19 protein-coding genes and 1 pseudogene are annotated in these 18,181 nt (G+C 37.2%); 8 read left to right on the top strand and 12 right to left on the bottom strand.

Annotation, left to right across the window (positions count from 1 at the left end):
• Positions 1-27 precede the first annotated feature (27 nt).
• Entirely contained in the window at positions 28-1,404 is a 1,377-nt protein-coding gene (locus C564_RS0126785) for a glycine--tRNA ligase (RefSeq protein WP_006096372.1), read from the top strand.
• Between the two features lie 31 nt (positions 1,405-1,435).
• Here C564_RS0126785 and C564_RS0126780 read toward each other — a convergent pair whose 3' ends face one another.
• Positions 1,436-1,819, bottom strand: coding sequence for a hotdog fold thioesterase (locus C564_RS0126780; RefSeq protein ID WP_006096373.1), 384 nt, complete (start codon positions 1,817-1,819; stop codon positions 1,436-1,438).
• A 93-nt stretch (positions 1,820-1,912) separates the two neighbouring features.
• On the opposite strand from C564_RS0126780, the gene C564_RS0126775 reads away from it, so the two are divergent.
• Both C564_RS0126775 and C564_RS0126770 read left to right on the top strand, forming a co-directional pair.
• Entirely contained in the window at positions 1,913-2,656 is a 744-nt protein-coding gene (locus C564_RS0126775) for a DUF3298 and DUF4163 domain-containing protein (RefSeq protein WP_018767493.1), read from the top strand.
• Positions 2,657-2,706: 50 nt separating this feature from the next.
• The gene (locus tag C564_RS0126770; RefSeq protein WP_018767492.1) at positions 2,707-3,297 is read left to right on the top strand and encodes a biotin transporter BioY; all 591 of its coding nucleotides are present in this window, start codon (positions 2,707-2,709) and stop codon (positions 3,295-3,297) included.
• A gap of 39 nt (positions 3,298-3,336) precedes the next feature.
• Here C564_RS0126770 and galU read toward each other — a convergent pair whose 3' ends face one another.
• Together galU and C564_RS0126755 are read right to left on the bottom strand one after the other, a co-directional pair.
• Positions 3,337-4,224: a UTP--glucose-1-phosphate uridylyltransferase GalU gene (galU, locus tag C564_RS0126765; RefSeq protein ID WP_018767491.1), complete on the bottom strand. Its 888-nt coding sequence runs from the start codon at positions 4,222-4,224 to the stop codon at positions 3,337-3,339.
• A 191-nt stretch (positions 4,225-4,415) separates the two neighbouring features.
• A complete protein-coding gene (locus tag C564_RS0126755; RefSeq protein ID WP_018767489.1) occupies positions 4,416-6,140 on the bottom strand; it encodes a phospho-sugar mutase in 1,725 nt (574 codons plus the stop codon).
• 143 nt (positions 6,141-6,283) lie between these two features.
• Here C564_RS0126755 and cdaS point away from each other — a divergent pair, with 143 nt between their 5' ends.
• Entirely contained in the window at positions 6,284-6,889 is a 606-nt protein-coding gene (cdaS, locus tag C564_RS0126750) for a sporulation-specific diadenylate cyclase CdaS (protein ID WP_018767488.1), read from the top strand.
• Between the two features lie 38 nt (positions 6,890-6,927).
• On the opposite strand, the gene C564_RS0126745 is transcribed toward cdaS, so the two are convergent.
• The 5 genes from C564_RS0126745 to C564_RS0126725 all read right to left on the bottom strand — a co-directional run bounded on the left by C564_RS0126745 (position 6,928) and on the right by C564_RS0126725 (position 10,471).
• A complete protein-coding gene (locus tag C564_RS0126745; protein ID WP_006096377.1) occupies positions 6,928-8,412 on the bottom strand; it encodes a leucyl aminopeptidase in 1,485 nt (494 codons plus the stop codon).
• Between the two features lie 75 nt (positions 8,413-8,487).
• Positions 8,488-8,862, bottom strand: coding sequence for a DUF309 domain-containing protein (locus C564_RS0126740; RefSeq protein WP_018767487.1), 375 nt, complete (start codon positions 8,860-8,862; stop codon positions 8,488-8,490).
• A gap of 69 nt (positions 8,863-8,931) precedes the next feature.
• Complete coding sequence (locus C564_RS0126735) at positions 8,932-9,558, bottom strand: 3D domain-containing protein (protein WP_018767486.1); 627 nt, start codon at positions 9,556-9,558, stop codon at positions 8,932-8,934.
• An 85-nt stretch (positions 9,559-9,643) separates the two neighbouring features.
• Complete coding sequence (locus C564_RS0126730; RefSeq protein WP_006096380.1) at positions 9,644-9,961, bottom strand: YuiB family protein; 318 nt, start codon at positions 9,959-9,961, stop codon at positions 9,644-9,646.
• Positions 9,962-9,976: 15 nt separating this feature from the next.
• On the bottom strand, positions 9,977-10,471 hold the full coding sequence (locus C564_RS0126725; RefSeq protein ID WP_003201575.1) for an NUDIX domain-containing protein: 495 nt from the start codon (positions 10,469-10,471) through the stop codon (positions 9,977-9,979).
• A 243-nt stretch (positions 10,472-10,714) separates the two neighbouring features.
• Here C564_RS0126725 and C564_RS0126720 point away from each other — a divergent pair, with 243 nt between their 5' ends.
• Entirely contained in the window at positions 10,715-11,149 is a 435-nt protein-coding gene (locus C564_RS0126720) for a DUF5391 family protein (protein WP_018767485.1), read from the top strand.
• A gap of 91 nt (positions 11,150-11,240) precedes the next feature.
• Here the strand turns inward: C564_RS0126720 and C564_RS0126715 are convergent, their stop codons facing one another.
• Positions 11,241-12,449, bottom strand: a complete 1,209-nt coding sequence (locus tag C564_RS0126715; RefSeq protein WP_018767484.1) for an NAD(P)/FAD-dependent oxidoreductase — start codon at positions 12,447-12,449, stop codon at positions 11,241-11,243.
• A gap of 468 nt (positions 12,450-12,917) precedes the next feature.
• On the opposite strand from C564_RS0126715, the gene C564_RS0126710 reads away from it, so the two are divergent.
• Complete coding sequence (locus tag C564_RS0126710; RefSeq protein WP_018767483.1) at positions 12,918-13,907, top strand: NAD(P)/FAD-dependent oxidoreductase; 990 nt, start codon at positions 12,918-12,920, stop codon at positions 13,905-13,907.
• A gap of 113 nt (positions 13,908-14,020) precedes the next feature.
• Here the strand turns inward: C564_RS0126710 and C564_RS0126705 are convergent.
• Positions 14,021-14,287, bottom strand: a pseudogene (locus C564_RS0126705) (SDR family NAD(P)-dependent oxidoreductase); the annotation flags it as partial.
• Between the two features lie 193 nt (positions 14,288-14,480).
• On the opposite strand from C564_RS0126705, the gene C564_RS0126700 reads away from it, so the two are divergent.
• Entirely contained in the window at positions 14,481-14,960 is a 480-nt protein-coding gene (locus tag C564_RS0126700) for a GyrI-like domain-containing protein (protein WP_003201568.1), read from the top strand.
• 182 nt (positions 14,961-15,142) lie between these two features.
• Positions 15,143-16,390, top strand: coding sequence for an MFS transporter (locus C564_RS0126695; RefSeq protein WP_018767482.1), 1,248 nt, complete (start codon positions 15,143-15,145; stop codon positions 16,388-16,390).
• A gap of 16 nt (positions 16,391-16,406) precedes the next feature.
• Here C564_RS0126695 and C564_RS0126690 read toward each other — a convergent pair whose 3' ends face one another.
• Together C564_RS0126690 and C564_RS0126685 are read right to left on the bottom strand one after the other, a co-directional pair.
• Positions 16,407-17,285: a helix-turn-helix domain-containing protein gene (locus tag C564_RS0126690; RefSeq protein ID WP_018767481.1), complete on the bottom strand. Its 879-nt coding sequence runs from the start codon at positions 17,283-17,285 to the stop codon at positions 16,407-16,409.
• A 145-nt stretch (positions 17,286-17,430) separates the two neighbouring features.
• The gene (locus tag C564_RS0126685; RefSeq protein WP_026008721.1) at positions 17,431-18,153 is read right to left on the bottom strand and encodes an N-acetylmuramoyl-L-alanine amidase family protein; all 723 of its coding nucleotides are present in this window, start codon (positions 18,151-18,153) and stop codon (positions 17,431-17,433) included.
• Between the last annotated feature and the right edge of the window lie 28 nt (positions 18,154-18,181).

Below are 18,181 nucleotides of genomic sequence, written 5' to 3'. Positions count from 1 at the left end.
GTTAACTTTTAAAAGGAGGATTTTATTATGTATTCAATGGAACAAGTTGTAAACTTAGCGAAGCATCGCGGTTTTGTTTTCCCTGGTTCTGAAATTTATGGTGGTCTTGCAAACACTTGGGATTACGGTCCACTTGGTATCGAATTAAAAAATAACGTTAAAAAAGCTTGGTGGAAAAAATTCATTCAAGAATCTCCATACAACGTTGGTTTAGACGCAGCGATTTTAATGAACCCAAAAACTTGGGTAGCTTCTGGTCATGTTGGTAACTTTAACGATCCAATGATTGACTGTAAAAAATGTAAAGCGCGTCATCGTGCTGATAAATTAATTGAAGATGCTTTAGATGCAAAAGGCATCGAAATGATCGTTGATGGTCTTACTTTCGATCAAATGGCTGGATTAATGAAAGAACATGAAGTAAAATGCCCAGATTGCGGTAGCGAAGACTTCACTGAAATCCGTCAGTTCAACTTAATGTTTAAAACATTCCAAGGTGTTACAGAATCTAGCACAAACGAAATCTTCCTTCGCCCTGAAACAGCACAAGGTATTTTCGTAAACTTCAAAAACGTACAACGCTCTATGCGTAAAAAACTTCCATTTGGTATTGGCCAAATCGGTAAAAGTTTCCGTAACGAAATTACACCTGGTAACTTCACATTCCGTACACGTGAATTCGAACAAATGGAGCTTGAATTCTTCTGTAAACCTGGTGAAGATTTAGAGTGGTTCACATTCTGGCGTAACACTTGTAAAAACTGGTTACTATCACTTGGTATGCACGAAGAAAGCATGCGTCTTCGTGACCACGGTGAGGAAGAGTTATCTCACTACAGTAACGCAACAACAGATATCGAATTTAAATTCCCATTCGGCTGGGGCGAACTTTGGGGCGTTGCATCTCGTACAGACTTCGACTTAAAACGTCACATGGAACATTCTAACGAGGACTTTAACTATATCGATCCACAAACGAACGAACGTTACGTACCATACTGCATCGAGCCATCTCTTGGCGCAGACCGCGTAACATTAGCATTCTTATGTGATGCATACGAAGAGGAACAATTAGAAAACGACTCTCGTACAGTTCTTCGTTTCCACCCTGCTTTAGCACCATACAAAGCAGCAATCTTACCACTATCTAAAAAGCTATCTGAAGGCGCTGGGGAAGTGTTCGCAGAACTAGCAAAAGACTTCGTGGTAGACTTTGACGAAACTGGTTCTATCGGTAAACGTTACCGTCGTCAAGACGAAATCGGTACACCATTCTGTATCACTTATGACTTCGACTCAGTTGAAGACAAAGCAGTTACAGTACGTGACCGTGACACAATGGAGCAAGTTCGTATGCCAATTAGCGAACTAAAAGGCTTCTTAGAGAAGAAAATCCAGTTCTAATGATAGAAAGGCTGCCTCTGGGCAGCCTCTTTTATTGCTCACGCTTCTCTTTAATTGCAACTGTACATCTTGAAATGCAAAGTAAATCATCATTTTCATCAATGATGCGCACATCCCAAACCATTGTTGTTTGTCCTTTATGAATCGGCGTACCGATTGCTGTTACGATTCCATCGCGTTTCGCGCGAATATGATTCGCATTTATTTCAAGACCAAAACAAATACACTTTTCTTGATCAATTAAATTATAGGAGCCTACGCTCGCTACAGTTTCTGCTAATGCAACTGATGCGCCACCATGTAAAAAACCAAATGGTTGATGTGTGCGTCCATCTACTGGCATAGTTGCTACTACTTTTTCTTCTGTCATTTCTAACAGCTCAATCCCAAGTGCATCCATTAATGTTTTCGACATACTACTTCCTCCTTTTCCTTGTTTAAAAATGTATAATTTTCCCTATTTATTTTCAAACTACCTATAGCACTTATATAAGGAGGTTCTATCTACATGAAAAACAAATTCTATATTCTATTACTCTTAGTCTCCTTGCTCATTATTGTACCAAATTATACGAATGCAGCCCACCCTTCTAACCTGACAATCGATATTAAGCCTGTCACACAAAAAGGTAAGAAACCTTATCTTGAATATCAAATTAGCAGACCTTATTTTAGTAATTTTTACGATGCAAAATTTCAAAAAAAGTTGAATACATACTATAAAACAACTACTGATCGTTTTAAAACAACATTAGCGAAAGAAGCAAAAAAATATTATACAGAGGCTCAGGAATCAAATGCTCCTTTTCATCCATATGTTGCAAATGTTGACTATAAAGTAACATTGCAAAAATCTCCCTTACTCAGTCTCTATGTAAATTATTATCAGTATACAGGCGGAGCACACGGACTATATACATGGAAGGCGAATACATTTGATTTAAATGAAAAAAGATTACTTAATTTGGACGACTTATTTCAAAAAGACAGTACGTATCAAGATATCATCCGCACAGAAATCGTTAGACAAATTAAGCAAAATGAAAGTATCTATTTTCCAGATGCAACTGAAAAAGTCATGAGTACAAAGAAATTTAACTATTATTTGGAACCCGATCATCTTGTCATCTATTTCTCATTATATGAAATAGCTCCTTACTCAAGCGGTATTCCACAATTTCGCATTCCATACACTTTACTTAGAGAAGCACTAAAGCCTAACTACCAAAACATTTTAATTGACAACGGATAAATGGATTCGCTACTATATTGTTAACCAAATAACAACTGGAGGTTAACAATATGAGACAATTACGTGCTTTAGATTTAGCACTAGCTGCCATGTTTGTTGCGCTCATGGCGATTGGTGCGAATATCGTATCCTGGGCACCGTTTTTACAAGTGGCTGGTATTCCACTTTCCATGCAACCATTTTTCGCAATTTTAGCAGGTCTTCTTCTTGGAAGCAGACTTGGGGCCTTATCTATGACTGTTTATATGCTTGTTGGTATTGCAGGAGCACCAATTTTCGCGCAGTTCAAAGCTGGATTTGGCGCACTTTTAGATCCTACTGGTGGTTTTATTATCGCATTCATTATCGTTGCTTACGTATCAGGAAAACTAGTAGAACAAAGAGAAAAACCACAATTCAGTACCTTTGCAATCGCGTCTTTTACAGGAATTATTTTAACCTATATCATTGGTACTACTTATATGTATGCAGCTGTAAACTTCTGGATGGGCGGAAATATGAGTTACAAAGCGGCTTGGACAATTATGATGTGGTTCGCGGTTAAAGATATGCTCTTTACAATTATCGGTGCTATCATCTCACCTCGCATATATTATGCTGTACGTCGTTCTGCTTATCAGCATTCTCATTCGAGACTATAATAACGAAAAAGGAGCTACTTAAAGTAGCTCCTTTTTGTATTAAGACTCTTGTTTCATTTGTTCTTCTAAAATTCCCTTCATCATAACAAGCATGTCATCTCTTAATTCTTCATGCTGAAGTGCCATTTCAATTGTCGTTTGAACAAAGCCTAGTTTTTCCCCAACATCGTAACGCTTTCCTTCAAAGTCATAAGCAAATACACGTTGAATTTCATTTAAACTTTGGATTGCATCTGTTAATTGAATTTCACCACCTGCACCAACATTCTGGTTTTCTAAGAACATAAAGATTTCAGGTGTTAAGATGTAGCGTCCCATAATCGCTAAGTTTGAAGGAGCTGTACCTTGCGCTGGCTTCTCAACAAACTTTCGAACTTGATAACGACGACCTTCTTGTTCTAGTGGATCAATAATTCCATAACGATGTGTTTCTGCTTCTGGAACTGTTTGCACACCAATAACAGAAGAAAGTGTTTTATCATATTCGTCAATTAATTGACGTAAACATGGTTTTTCAGCTTGAACAATATCATCACCTAATAAAACAGCGAATGGTTCATCACCAATAAACTTACGTGCACACCAAACCGCATGCCCTAATCCTTTTGGCTCTTTTTGACGGATATAATGAATATCAACCATTTTAGAAGAAGCTTGTACTTTTTCAAGTAACTCATATTTTTTCTTCTCTAATAAGTTTTGTTCTAATTCGAACGCATTATCGAAATGATCTTCAATAGAGCGCTTTCCTTTACCAGTAACGATAATAATATCTTCAATTCCAGATGCCACAGCTTCTTCTACAATGTATTGAATCGTTGGCTTATCTACAATTGGAAGCATTTCTTTCGGCATCGCTTTTGTTGCCGGTAAAAAACGCGTTCCTAATCCCGCAGCGGGAATAATCGCTTTTCTCACTTTTTTCATAACAAATACCCTCTTTTCTGTTCTAATCGTCCAGTACCTTTTCTTATTGTATGGTGTAATTCTCTATTTTCTATAAAGTGAACCTTTCATCCACCTTCAGCAAGCGAATTTTTTCCATATGCAAGAAAAGAGGAGGCCGTTCTACGTTCTCCTCTTTCTTCCTCCATTAATGGAAGTAACACTCTATCTCATTATAAACGATTCATGATATCTTCTTTAATAGCAAGTAACTTTTGTTCACTATTTTGTAAGGAATCATCTTTCACACCAAAATAAAACTTGATTTTTGGCTCTGTTCCAGATGGACGTAGGCAGAACCAAGAACCATCCGCTAATTGATATTTTAACACATTTGATTTCGGTAAGTGAATTTCTTCCTTATTTCCATCTATTAGTGATGTAATGATGCTTGCTTTATAATCTTCTACAGAATTCACTGTTAAGCCAGCCACTTCTTTTGGTGGATTTTCACGGAATGATGCCATCATCTCTTGAATTTTCTCTGCACCATCTTTTCCTTTTAGCGTTAACGATACAAGGTCTTCACGGAAGAAACCGTATTTCGCAAACACTTCTAATAAACCATTGTATAACGTTTTGCCTTGTGATTTATAATATGCTGCAACTTCACATGCAAATAAAACAGATTGTACTGCATCTTTATCACGGCAGAATGGACGAATTAAATAACCATAACTTTCTTCATAGCCAAATTGAAATTCATATTGTCCACTTTCTTCATACTGCTTAATCTTCTCACCGATAAATTTAAACCCAGTTAATGTATCTACTGTATCTAAGCCATACGCTTTCGCAATTGTACGACCAATTTCAGAAGTTACGATTGTTTTTAACACAACACCGTTTTCTGGAAGTGTACCGTTTTGTTTCTTTTGTGATAATAAGTAATCAAGCATTAACGCACCCGTTTGGTTTCCTGTTAACACTTGATACTCACCAGCGTGATTACGAACAGCTACGCCAAGACGATCTGCATCTGGATCTGTTGCGATTAGCACATCCGCTCCCACTTTTTCTCCGTCACGAATCGCAAGTTCAAACGCTGCGTGCTCTTCTGGGTTTGGTGATTTTACTGTTGAAAAGTTTGGATCTGGTAACTCCTGTTCTTTTACAACTGTTACGTCTGTAAATCCAACTGCTTCTAAACCACGACGCGCTGGAATATTGGATGTTCCATGTAGTGGTGTAAAGACGATTTTTAAATTTTTTCCAACTTCTTGTACCATTTCTTTATTGATGATGACTGTTTTTAACTGTTCTAAATATGCATCATCTACTTCTTGTCCAATGATATGTAATAAGCCATCCGCTTTCAATTGTTCCACATCAGCAACTTCTACTGTTAATTCATCTTCTACTTCATTTACGTAGCTAATTAATTCGTCTGCTTCTTTCGGAGGCAATTGTCCACCATCTTCTCCATATACTTTATAACCGTTATATTCAGGTGGATTATGACTTGCCGTAAGAACGATTCCACTTACTGTATGTAAATAACGCACTGCGAAAGAAAGTACTGGCGTTGGGCGTAAACTTTCAAATACATATGTTGTAATGCCATGCGCACCAAGGGTAGCTGCTACTTCCATTGCAAATTCAGGTGATTTATGACGAGAATCATACGCGACAACAACGCCACGTTTCTTCGCTTCTTCACCTAATTTTTCAATAAAGTGCGCCAATCCTTTTGTTGCTTTCCGAACTGTATATACGTTTAAACGGTTCGTACCAGCACCAAGTTCTCCGCGCATACCACCTGTACCGAATTCTAAGTTTTTATAGAAGCTATCTTCTATTTTCTTTTCATCCTGCTTCATATTTTCTAGCTGTTCTTTTAGTTCTGCATCTAAGTTTACATAGGAAAGCCAGCGACTATATTCTTGTTTCCAATCCATTTTCTTATCTCCTCTCGCATGTCATAACTACATTATATGAAAAAAACGACAAGTATCTCAATATATTTTAAAGTATAGCAGGATTTTACTATTGTGATTTGCACACACTAATGCTATATAATTCAAACAAAAAGGTGAGAAAAATGGAAGAATGGGGATTATCAGACGAATTAAAAATAAAAACGAAACAAATGATTGAGGTTGTAGAAGCGGAATTACGGAGCATGAAACAAACGATTGAACAAGACGGTGAGTGCATTTTATGTAAAATGGAAGAAATTCATCATCTACTAAGCAATGTTCAAACCCTAGCAGCTTCTTATTATTTAAAGGCATATTTATCACCATTTACATCAGGTTATGCTCCCCTTACAACAGCAATTCATCATTTAGGTGATAGGAAACATGGTGCGTTAATTGTTGTAGAAAGAAATGATTCACTTGATTCCCTTATTCAAACTGGAACAAGACTTGAAGCTTATTTAACCGTTCCACTACTGGAATCTATCTTTTATCCAGGAAATCCTCTTCATGACGGAGCTATTCTCATTAGAAGTAATCATATTGTTTCAGCGGCGAACATTCTCCCTCTAACAAAAAATATAGAGATTGATTCAAAACTTGGAACACGCCACCGAGCTGCAATAGGTTTATCCGAAAAAAGCGATGCACTCATATTAGTTGTCTCTGAAGAAACAGGCCGCACATCTTTTGCGTTAAACGGAACGTTATATACCATTTCTTTATAAGAAAAGGCAGCGTAATCCGCTGCCTTTTCAAAAACCTCTTATTCTTCTCCAAAACGGTCAACCAGTGTTGCAAGTGTACGAACCATTGCACCTGTTGCTCCTGCTGGCCCCAAATCATGTGCACTCGTTGTATCAGAAGTTCCAGCGATATCTAAATGTACCCATGGCGTTTCTTCTGCAAACTCACCAAGGAATGTTCCCGCCATTACCGCATGACCTTCACGGCCTGGTGAGTTATTTAAATCTGCGAATTTACTGTTACGAACACGCTCTTTATCGCGCTCGAAAATCGGTAATTGCCAAATCGGCTCATCTGTTTCCATCGATGCTTCTAGCACTTGTTCAAACAATGTTTCATTGTTTGTCATTGCACCCGTTGTATGGTTTCCAAGCGCTACAATGACACCGCCTGTTAACGTTGCAATATCAACAAGATAGTTTGCACCAAGTTTCTTCGCATACGTAATACCATCAGCTAATGCTAGACGGCCTTCTGCATCTGTATTTAATACTTCAATTGTTTTACCGCTCATAGATGTAATCACATCATCTGGCTTAAATGCTGTACCGCTCACAACATTATCTGTTGATGGGATAACAGCAACTACGTTTTGTTCTGGGCGAAGTTCTCCTATAATTTCCATTGCCCCAAGAACAGCTGCAGCGCCGCCCATATCACCTTTCATGCCAACCATACCTTCACGTGGTTTTAAAGAGTAGCCCCCTGTATCATATGTAATCCCTTTTCCTACAAATCCGATAACATCCGTCCACTCTTCTTTTCCTTTATAAATAAGAGCAATCATTTTTGGTGGCTCTGTAGAACCTTGGTTTACTGCAAGTAATGCACCCATACCAAGCTCTTCCATCTCTTCTTTCTCAAGTACTTTATAATCCATATCATATTTCTCAGCTAATTCAACTGCATACTCTGCAAGTTTTGTTGCTGTTAATACGTTTGGCGGCATATTTACAAGTGTACGAGCTGAATTTGTCGCACGTCCATGCACATACCCTACTGTTAATGCAGCTTCGATTTCTTTTGCATCTTCTGCTGTAATAACCGTAAAGTTTTCTAACTCTACACTTTCTTTTTTGTCCGTTTTATATGTTTGTAAATCATATGTACCAAGGCAAGATACTTCATTGGCAATATGCGCAACATCAATTGCGTCTAACTTATCAGTTACGAAAGAATCAAGTAAAATTGCTGCATCTTTTACTTTGTCAGCTTTTAATGTTTTAAATGCTTTACTAAGTGAAGTACGTAATGTTTCTGTTGAGTATGCTTCTTTTTTGCCAAGACCGACAAAATAGTAGCGTTTTACATTTGTTTTTCCTAAGCTATGTAGTTTGGAAATGGATTTTTTCTTTGCACTAAGCTCTTTCTCTTCTAATAAAACTTGTAATTGTCCTTCAAATGCTTTGTCCAATTCTTGTACAAAGCCGCTCGTTTTCTCTTCTTCAAATAAAGCAACGATTACTGCTTCATGGCTTGCTAATTCTTTTTGTACTTGAAACATGTTCAGCCCCCCTAGATTTCTCTATTGTCATTATAACTGCATTTTCCCTAAAATGCGATAATTCTAACTTCTCTTTCACTTCATATATAGAATGTGCTCCGGTAATGACGGTAAATTATGTATTTGTTCATATGGGACTTTCTCTACCTTTTCAGGTATGATTTTCCGGCAACTTTGAATAAATACCACGACTTCGTTCACATCTAAATTCCAATACAAAGGGCAGTACGGCCTCAAATATTGCTCCGCCACTTCCAACATAAGCCGCGCTCCTTTTACATTTCCATAGCTGTAATGATACTGAGCAACTACCATCTGTAATAAGCCTTTTAAAAATAAATTGCTCCGCTCTTCTAGCCACATTTCTTCGAGTAAATCATGGCACGTATAATAATCTTCTTCATTATATTTCACGAAAAACTCATAATACGCCAAAGGATAGTCTTCCACTTCCGCACCTCGTTTTTCTTATATTGTGAATGAAGACAAATAAAAAAGTCTAGTGTCAATCTCACTAGACTATTTCTGTTTCAAATATTGACCGCGGAATACTTGCAGCGTTTCATCTTGATTGAGCATCGTTAACTGTTCTTCTGTTAACTTACCGTTCCCCATTTTCACTACATATACATTTACTTTTTTCTTGCCCCACTCACTATATACATCCTGAACAGTTTCATAATATAAATCGAGTCTATTTCCTTTTATGGCTCCGCCTTTATCTGCTACCACACCATATCCATAGCCTGGTACAAAAAGAATGGTCCCAATCGGAAACACACGTAAGTCAGCTGCGATTGTAGAATATATATCCCTTTTTGCCTTCACACCTGAATATGTAATGCCATACTCCGGATGCCCAGGTCTTTTACCGGTTGATTCTATCCCTGACGTATAACCAGTTGCTGTCATTTCCATTACACGATATTTAGACCAGTCTTTTCCCTGTTCTAAAGCATTTATCACTTCTTTACTCGGAACAACTTGTTGCCCTCTTTCTGCTGCATGTACTTCTTTTACATTGCCTTCTTGATATGTTTTTACAACCTCTAGTAGAGAGACTCCTGTGAACGCTTGCCATGTCACACATAATGCTGCTACAAGTAAACAAGTCATCATAATGCGAATACCATATCGTTTTAACATTTTAATATTCCACACTCCTTCATCGTTAGTCATTCCCCATATGATGTAGAAATATGCAAAAAAATAATCCCCAGAAAACTGGAGATTAAAACATTTGATACCCGCTTTGACGTAGTTTCTTTATCACAACACCAGACAAAATTGCCCCGATTAATCCAGTTGATAAAATAAAAAGATCGGCTTGTCCAAGATGCGAGACACTTGTTCCAAATGAAGAAAATGTTTCTTTCGGTTTTGAAAAGTAATCCCAGACACCTGCTTTATTAATGATCAGTATACAAACAATCGGATAAATGATAACCATCACCCAAGTAGCACGTAAAATCATATTGAGTAAAAATCCAATTCCAAAAAATAAAATAAAAAACAGCATCATTGAAATTAGTAATACTGGAATACTCATGTTTCCCCACTCCTTCTATTTCTTATCCCCTGCCGTAAATACATGATAAGATGTATATCCAAATTGATCTCCTGGATTTAATGTTGCATCCATCTCAAGAAGCTGTGCCGTATTCCCTTCTAATAAATATCGAACTAATATAGAAGTATTTTGATCGTCTGCAATATCGTTAGGATTTAAAAACGCTACTTCAAACAGCTCATCTTCTTGAACAATAACTTTTTCTCCTTCTGGTTCCAGTAGAAAAATAATCATATTATCACTAATCTCATCACGTATGACACCAGAACGAATGCCAATCACTCCTTTTACATGTGCAACAATACCTGTCTCTTCTAAAATTTCACGCTTAACAGCTTGGTCAATTGTTTCGCCCTCATTTACGAAACCAGCGGGCAATGACCATTTCCCTTTTAAGCCTCCGTATTTTTTCTTAACGAAGAGCCAGCGACCATCTTTTGTGGCTACAAGTCCACTTACAGCTAGCCAAACATTCCCACGCTTCCCCATGATGTAAAACTCCTTTCAGCTGAAACAACAGAATATTCATTCTTTTCTATGTATTATACTATATTTTTCAGTAAGAATAATATAATCTTCCTTATTCCTTATGGAGTTAACTCATTTTCCATATATTTGATATAATGAGAATATAGGGTAGGAATTCTTTGTAAAAAACACCTTGAATTTCTTCAAAGTTCTTCTTTGGATGCTGCTCCGCAAATAATCATTGAGAAAGGAGTGTGAAAAATTATGAGAAATCAATCAAAGAAATCCGGTATTGTATTCGTAACCTTAGTTTCTGCATTACTCTTCTGCTCTGTATTAGTCTCAGCTTCCCTTTCTCCACTCTCAGATTTAGGATCTAATGCAAATAAATTTAACTCTTTAGGGATGTGGACATCAATCGGCGAGATTTTAGTATTTTATGTCGTACCTCTCCTTCTTTATATAGCAGGAATAAAGGTAATGAGATTCATCATGGCAGTTCTTTGCGGTATGGGACTATTCATAAATCTTGTGATACTTGCATCCGTATTTATTATAATGCGCGTAAATGACTATAGCCTTTCTTCCGTCTTAGGAGTCATCATTTTTTGCTCGGCGGTATCACTCACAAATATAATTTGGTTTTTTGTTGCTTTTCGATCAAACAAAATGTCCACTTATACACTGAATGTTCGTTGAAACAGAACTTTAAGAAAAACTTGTATTACATGAAAAAAGCAGAAACGACTCATAGCCGTTTCTGCTTTTTTCTACTATTTGTATTTATATATTAAAAGAACTTCAATTTACCTTTTTTAAGAACTAATAAAGGTCCACCAAGTAAGAATAAGTAACGGTTGTCGATTACTTTCTTCATGAAGGAAGCTTTCCATCCCGTTAACTTTTTACCCATAACAACGCCCATTGCATCGTCATGTCCTAATGAACATACAGATCCTTTGTTATCGAACACGAATTTTTTCATTTCGCCTTTACCGCGAATTAACACGGATAAGTTATGTGCGATGTTGTAACCTTGTTGAATTGCAATTTGTGCTGTTGGAGGATATGGACGGTTAATCTCTTCATTAATAATTAACGCTGCGTCACCAACCATGAATACATCTTCATGGCCTGGAGCGTGCATATACTCATCAACTTTAATACGTCCGCGCATTGCTTCAAAACCAGACTCTTCCACAATACCATTACCACGAACACCCGCAGCCCAAACAACCGTTTCAGATTTAAGTAATTCTACGTCGTCACCGTTCGCAACTAGAATACCTTCTTCAGTTGCTTCTTTAATTGCCGTGCCGATACGGAATTCTACACCTTTTTTCTCTAACTGTTTTACAGCGTACTCAACTAATTCTGGATCGAAGCCAGGAAGTGCCGACGGAGCAGCTTCCACACAGATAATACGTGCTTTTTCACGTGGAACATCATACTCTTTGCAAAGTTCAGGAATACGGTTTGCAAGCTCACCTACATACTCGATACCTGTAAATCCTGCACCACCAACAACGATTGTCACTAACTCAGCGCGCTTTTCAGTCGCATATTGAGAGAACTTGTATTCCATATGATCACGAATTTGGCGAGTGGCATTAATGTTAGTAATAGAGAATGCATGCTCTTTCAGTCCTTTAATGCCAAATGTTTCAGACTCGAACCCAAGACCAATTACTAAATAATCATACTCTAACTCAGCATTTTTTAAGATAACGCGTTTTTCAGCTGCTTTAATTTCTACAACTGTATCTTGTACAAAGTTTACTTTATTTGTATCAATAACGTCTTGAATGTCGAGACGGATTTTATCATGATGTAATGTGCCAGCTGCACTTTCATGTAACCAAGTTGCTTGGTAGTGATAGCTGTTGTTGTTTACTAACGTAATTTCAGCTTCACTTACAGATAATGTTTTTTGTAGACGAACAGTCGTAATCATCCCACCATAACCTGCACCCAAAACTACGATTTTTGGAGTTTTCACTAAATCACAACCCTTTTCTTTATATAATAGTAAATAAGCATAAGACCAAAGTATTAAACACTTATTTTGTCAAGAATGTGGAATTCCTCACATTCTTAACCATAACAAAACGTGTTCAAAAAATCTTACGAAATTTGTCATAAAAAATTAACATAATACTTTCCTATATTAGTCGGTTTTATTTCAGAATTCAAGCACCTAGAGAATTATCAATATTTTAAAATAACATAGCGTTTTCAAGGGTTTTTCAGCCTTTTTTTCATGTATTTTCCTACTTGGTATATTTTATACATTTTCATCCTATCTATGCAAAAGCTTACATATAATTCAGTCATTTCTTGCAGTATTCTAAACTGAAATATGGTATCATTTTTATTGTAAAGTGCAATCTTATTTGCAGGATTTCCGTATACATATGAACAATATATGGAATCAATATCGAAATTCCATCTATAGGGGGAATAAATAGTGACAGAAATTCAAAAAGTTTACGACATAACGATTATCGGTGGAGGTCCAACAGGATTATTCACAGCGTTTTATGGCGGAATGAGACAGGCAAGTGTAAAAATTATTGAAAGCTTACCGCAGCTTGGAGGACAATTATCCGCACTATACCCTGAAAAATATATTTATGACGTAGCGGGATTCCCGAAAGTACGCGCGCAAGAACTTGTTGATAATTTAAAAGAACAAATGAAAAAGTTTGAACCGACTGTTTGCTTAGAAGAAGCAGTTGATACACTTGAAAAGCAAGCTGATGGCGTATTTAAGCTTGTAACAAATAAAGGAACACACTATTCTAAATCTGTCATTATTACAGCTGGTAATGGTGCCTTCCAACCACGCCGATTAGAACTAGATAGTGTAGAGAAATTTGAAAAGAAAAACTTACACTACTTCGTTGATGATATGAATAAATTCGCTGGAAAACGCGTCGTTGTATTTGGCGGCGGTGACTCTGCAGTGGACTGGACAATGATGCTAGAGCCAATCGCTGAACAAGTAACAATCGTTCATCGCCGTGATAAATTCCGTGCTCATGAGCACAGCGTAGAAAACTTAACGAACTCTCGTGCAGACGTAAAAACACCTTATGTTCCAGTTGAATTAATTGGTGAAGACAAGATTGAACAAGTTGTTCTGCAACATGTAAAAACAGAAGAAAAAGTTGTTATTGACGTTGATGATGTCATCGTAAACTACGGCTTCGTCTCTTCTCTTGGTCCAATTAAAAACTGGGGCCTAGACATTCAAAAGAACAGCATCGTTGTAAACTCTAAAATGGAAACGAACATCCCTGGTATTTACGCAGCTGGTGACATTTGTACATATGAAGGAAAAGTAAAGCTGATTGCATGTGGCTTCGGTGAAGCACCAACAGCAGTAAACAATGCAAAAGCTTACTTCGATCCAAATGCAAAACTACAACCAATGCATAGCTCTAGTATGTTTTAATCCATAAGTATGATAGCAAAGCCGCAATTTCTAAAGCAGAAATTGCGGCTTCTTTATTCTATAGATAAAAACCTCATTAGGTGAATTTTATTACGCTAAGATACTTTATAATTTTAAAGCGTCTGTCTATTATCAATTGTATATATTTGTCCTGTAATAGATTCTTGAGTCAATTGAAACAAGACTGCTTCTGCACTATCTTCTGGTGTTGAAATTCTGTTAAGCGGCAAGGTTCCCGCAAGTTGGTACATCTTATCTTCATTACCTGACCACCATCTCGTATGAACTGCACCAGGAGCAATACTGTTTACTCTAATGTCAGGTACCAATGCAATAGCGAGCGATTTTGTCATCGTATGAATGGCGGACTTTGTTGCTGCAACATTTCTTCCAAATTATTGAACTACGCACACCTCCCTCTACACGAGCTTTGAAGTGGGGGATTCTCCTTTTTCTGCCCTAGCAAAAAAAGTTCCCCTCGATAAACAAATCTCCCTCTTCCCTTCATCTGTATAATTATGGTACAATCAAATAAGAACATTTGTTCTTATTTGAAAAGGGGGAGTATAAAACATGAGTCAACCAAAGATTATTAAAAAAGAAGCTTTCCAAGCGATTGGCATCTCCGCTACAACAAAAAATGAAATTGAAATGTCCACTGAAGGAAAGATCCCCAAGCTATGGACCGACTACTGCCAAGGTCAAATAACAGATCAAATTCCTAACAAAAGGAAGCAAAGCGAAACACTAGCATTGTATTCAAACTATGAGTCCGATGAAACTGGAGCCTATACATATACAATCGGTATGCCAGTCTCTTCATTAGACACAATCCCTGAAAATATGACATCTCTCACAATACCTGCTCAGACATATGCGGTATTTACGACTCGCAAAGGCCCAGTATCAGAGGTCATCGTAGAAACATGGCAAGACATTTGGAAGTGGTCGAAAGAAAACAAACGTGCTTTCACAACAGACTTTGAATTGTATGATGAACGAGCGATGGATCCAAATAATGTGCAAGTTGATATCTATATTGCATTAGCCTAAACCATATAATAAGAAGGTGCTTTCGCATCTTTTTATTTTTTTGCCTTAAAAAATCCACTGGGCAAATGTGCTATTATTGTCTACAATGAAAAAGTGCAGTATAGAAATATTAGAAACTGTATAAAACGAGTGTTAACAGGATTTTATATCCACTCAAAATTGTTACATAGAAAGGAAGCAATATGGAGGAACTACAACAAAACAAATCTGCTCCAACAGAAGGCGGGACACCTTTACTACAAAATACAAACTTCCTATTTCTCTGGGCAGCTACTCTATTTTCAAGCTTTGCTTTAGCTTTTTTTACCTTTTCCCAAACATGGTACATAGCGAAAACATTAAATCTCGAAGCTTCACTAGGTGTTGTCTTTGTTGCACTTAGCGTCCCAAGACTTATCTTTATGATTGTCGGCGGAGCTGTCGCAGATAAATTTCCGAAAAAAAATATTATGTTTTACTCAAATATCATTCGTGCACTTCTTGTCGCAACAATTCTAATCTGGTTTATCGTTGGTCATGTAACGTTATATACGTTTGCTTTGTTTGCTTTGTTTTTCGGATTAGCGGACGCCTTCTTTTGGTCAGCAGACGGTTCCATTCTCCCTGAACTTGTAGAAAAACATCGTTTAACACAGGCGAATTCACTTACCCAAATGACGAACCAAGCATCCGTAATTTTAGGACCTGTACTCGGTGGCATTCTCATCAAGTTTAGTAACTATGAGACCATTTTTACTATTACTATTCTGCTTCTCATTATTGCTGCTATACTCGTCCAAAAAATCCAATTTACATTGCAAGAAAAAACGGATACAGACAAAGGAATGTTTACCTCTATTAAAGAAGGCATTTTGTACGTAAAGGAATCGCCTTTTCTTTCAACATTTCTTATCTGTAGCGCCTTTCTAAATCTATTTTTAATCGGACCAATGCAAGTTGGCTTCCCGTTATTTATCAAAAATGTACTGCATGGTGACTCGCTTCAATTTAGTTATTTAGAAGCAGCTGTTGGAGGCGGAATGGCAATTGGTGCTGTCATTGTTGGCCTTAAAAACATTAATCGTAGACGCGGCTTGTTTTGCATCATTATGATGCTGTTATCTGGCGTTTTCTTCTTATCCATTAACTTCAGCACAGCACTTTGGCAAGCATTATTAGCAGGCGCATTTTACGGCATTACAATTGCCATGGCTATCGTTCCGTTAATGGCGATGATTCAATCTACTGTCAAAGAAGAAATGATGGGGCGCGTCATGAGCTTGCTGATGCTATCATCTATGGGCTTCATCCCGCTTTCCTATGCATTCACATCACTCGCACTTGCAGCTGGTATTCCGATTGTGACGATTATGAAAAGCGGCGCAACCGCAGTGATTGTCTTTGTATTATTTGTTGCGATTCGTGTTCCTGTTGTACGAAAATTCGATTAATCAAGAGAGTCATGTATCATACGCATGACTCTTTTTTGAATGGATCAAATAAGGTTACCTTCCTGCTCCTTCTTATAGCCGCCCCCCATTCTAATCCAACATCTAAAAATAGAGCTCGCATCGTACTATACAAGAGTGCTCTAACATCTTTACGAATCTCCCCACATTTATACGCTCTTACCACACTTTTCGTACGACAGATAAGTTGCGTACAAGTCTCCTCATCCGTAATCAATTGCTCAAAAAATACCCCTTGTTCTAATAAACCACTCTTTTTATAAGCAAGTTCCACCTTACTCCAAAGCACATTAATCGTTTGTGGATTTCTCGACATTGGAACAATTGCATCTACAAATGCAATTGGAATATCATGACGACAATATGTTTCATCAAGTTCATACGTTTCTCTTTTCTTTTGTACTTGAGAAAAGTTTTTAAAAAGAATAGTTTCCTCCTTTTCTGACACCTCTTCCTTCTTACGCCCCTCTACATGTACGCTCTTTTCACATGCGGTCATTTTCATACGGTCATCCATACGGTCAACAGCTGCTTTACGAAATACATATAAGTTCGCACTATATCCCCCGCGCTTATATCTTTCTTTCGTAGGAATCCGCTCAATAATCCCGAGTTCCTCCAGTTTGGCAACAGAGCGACGCACCGTACGAATACTTTTTCCTATTTTGGTCGCAATTGTTGCCATTAACGGACAAGCAACTCCAACTGTTTTTTGCTTTTCATTAATCGCATATCTCCCTAAAAAACGAATCACTAAAAAGTCTGTTTTATTTATGTTTGCTTGATAACAGATTAAAATTTGCTGCTGGTATGTATTAAACTCTTCTTTACTTTGAAATTCGCTATATGTTTTCATTAAATGATAGAAAGTTCCCATTTTTATCACCCCATATATAAATAGGTGCGATAAAGCAGAATGGGCGATTTTTTTAATTTAATGATTTAAAAGCGTAAAACATAAAAACAGGTCGCATTACATCATGCGACCTGTCTTCCTTATCAATCCCGCTTACTATTTATCATTAACCAATCCAAACACCATTATTATTAAATTTGTAATATTTACCATCAATCCATCTTGTTCCCGTTACCATCGTACCAAAAGAATCAAGGTAGTACCAGCTTCCGCCAAGCTTTAACCAGCCTTTGTGTTCAGATCCATTGCTGTTAAAGTAGTGCCAGTAATTACTGATTTTTTGCCATCCTGTTTGCATTGCCCCACCGTTATCAAAGTAGTAATACGTATTGTTTATAAAACGTTTTCCTGTTTCCATTATTCCGTATGGTCCAAGGTAATACCATTTCTCTCCAGTTAATAACCAATCTGTTTGTCTTGCTCCATTATTATTAAAGAAATACCAAGATCCTTTAATTTGCACCCAACCTGTGTGCATTGCTCCCGTACTTTCATTGAGATAGTAATATGTATATTTCTTGGTTTTTTTATCTTGTATTGGCATCCACCCGGTTTGCATAATTCCAAAAGGGCTAAAGTAGTACCATTTTCCTCCAGTTGATAACCAACCTGTTACCTTCCTACCATTTTTATCATAGTAATACCAGTTTCCATTTTGTTTTACCCATCCTTTAGCTTGGCTAGCCTTACTTACACTTGCAACTTTAGGAGTAGCAGTAGAATTTTGAATCGTCTTGTTTTCTTCTGCATGAGCAATAGCTGGAATTAATAGTGCAGTAGAAAGTACAGAAGTAGCAATCATCTTTTTCATTTTATTTCCCTTTTTCATTCTCTTTCCCCTTTTCAAAAAATAGATA

It is taken from the genome of Bacillus sp. 105MF (assembly GCF_000374885.1).
Taxonomy (GTDB): domain Bacteria; phylum Bacillota; class Bacilli; order Bacillales; family Bacillaceae_G; genus Bacillus_A; species Bacillus_A pseudomycoides.
Note: the sequence above shows the minus strand (reverse complement) of the source record. Positions and strands in the feature narration are given on the sequence as shown.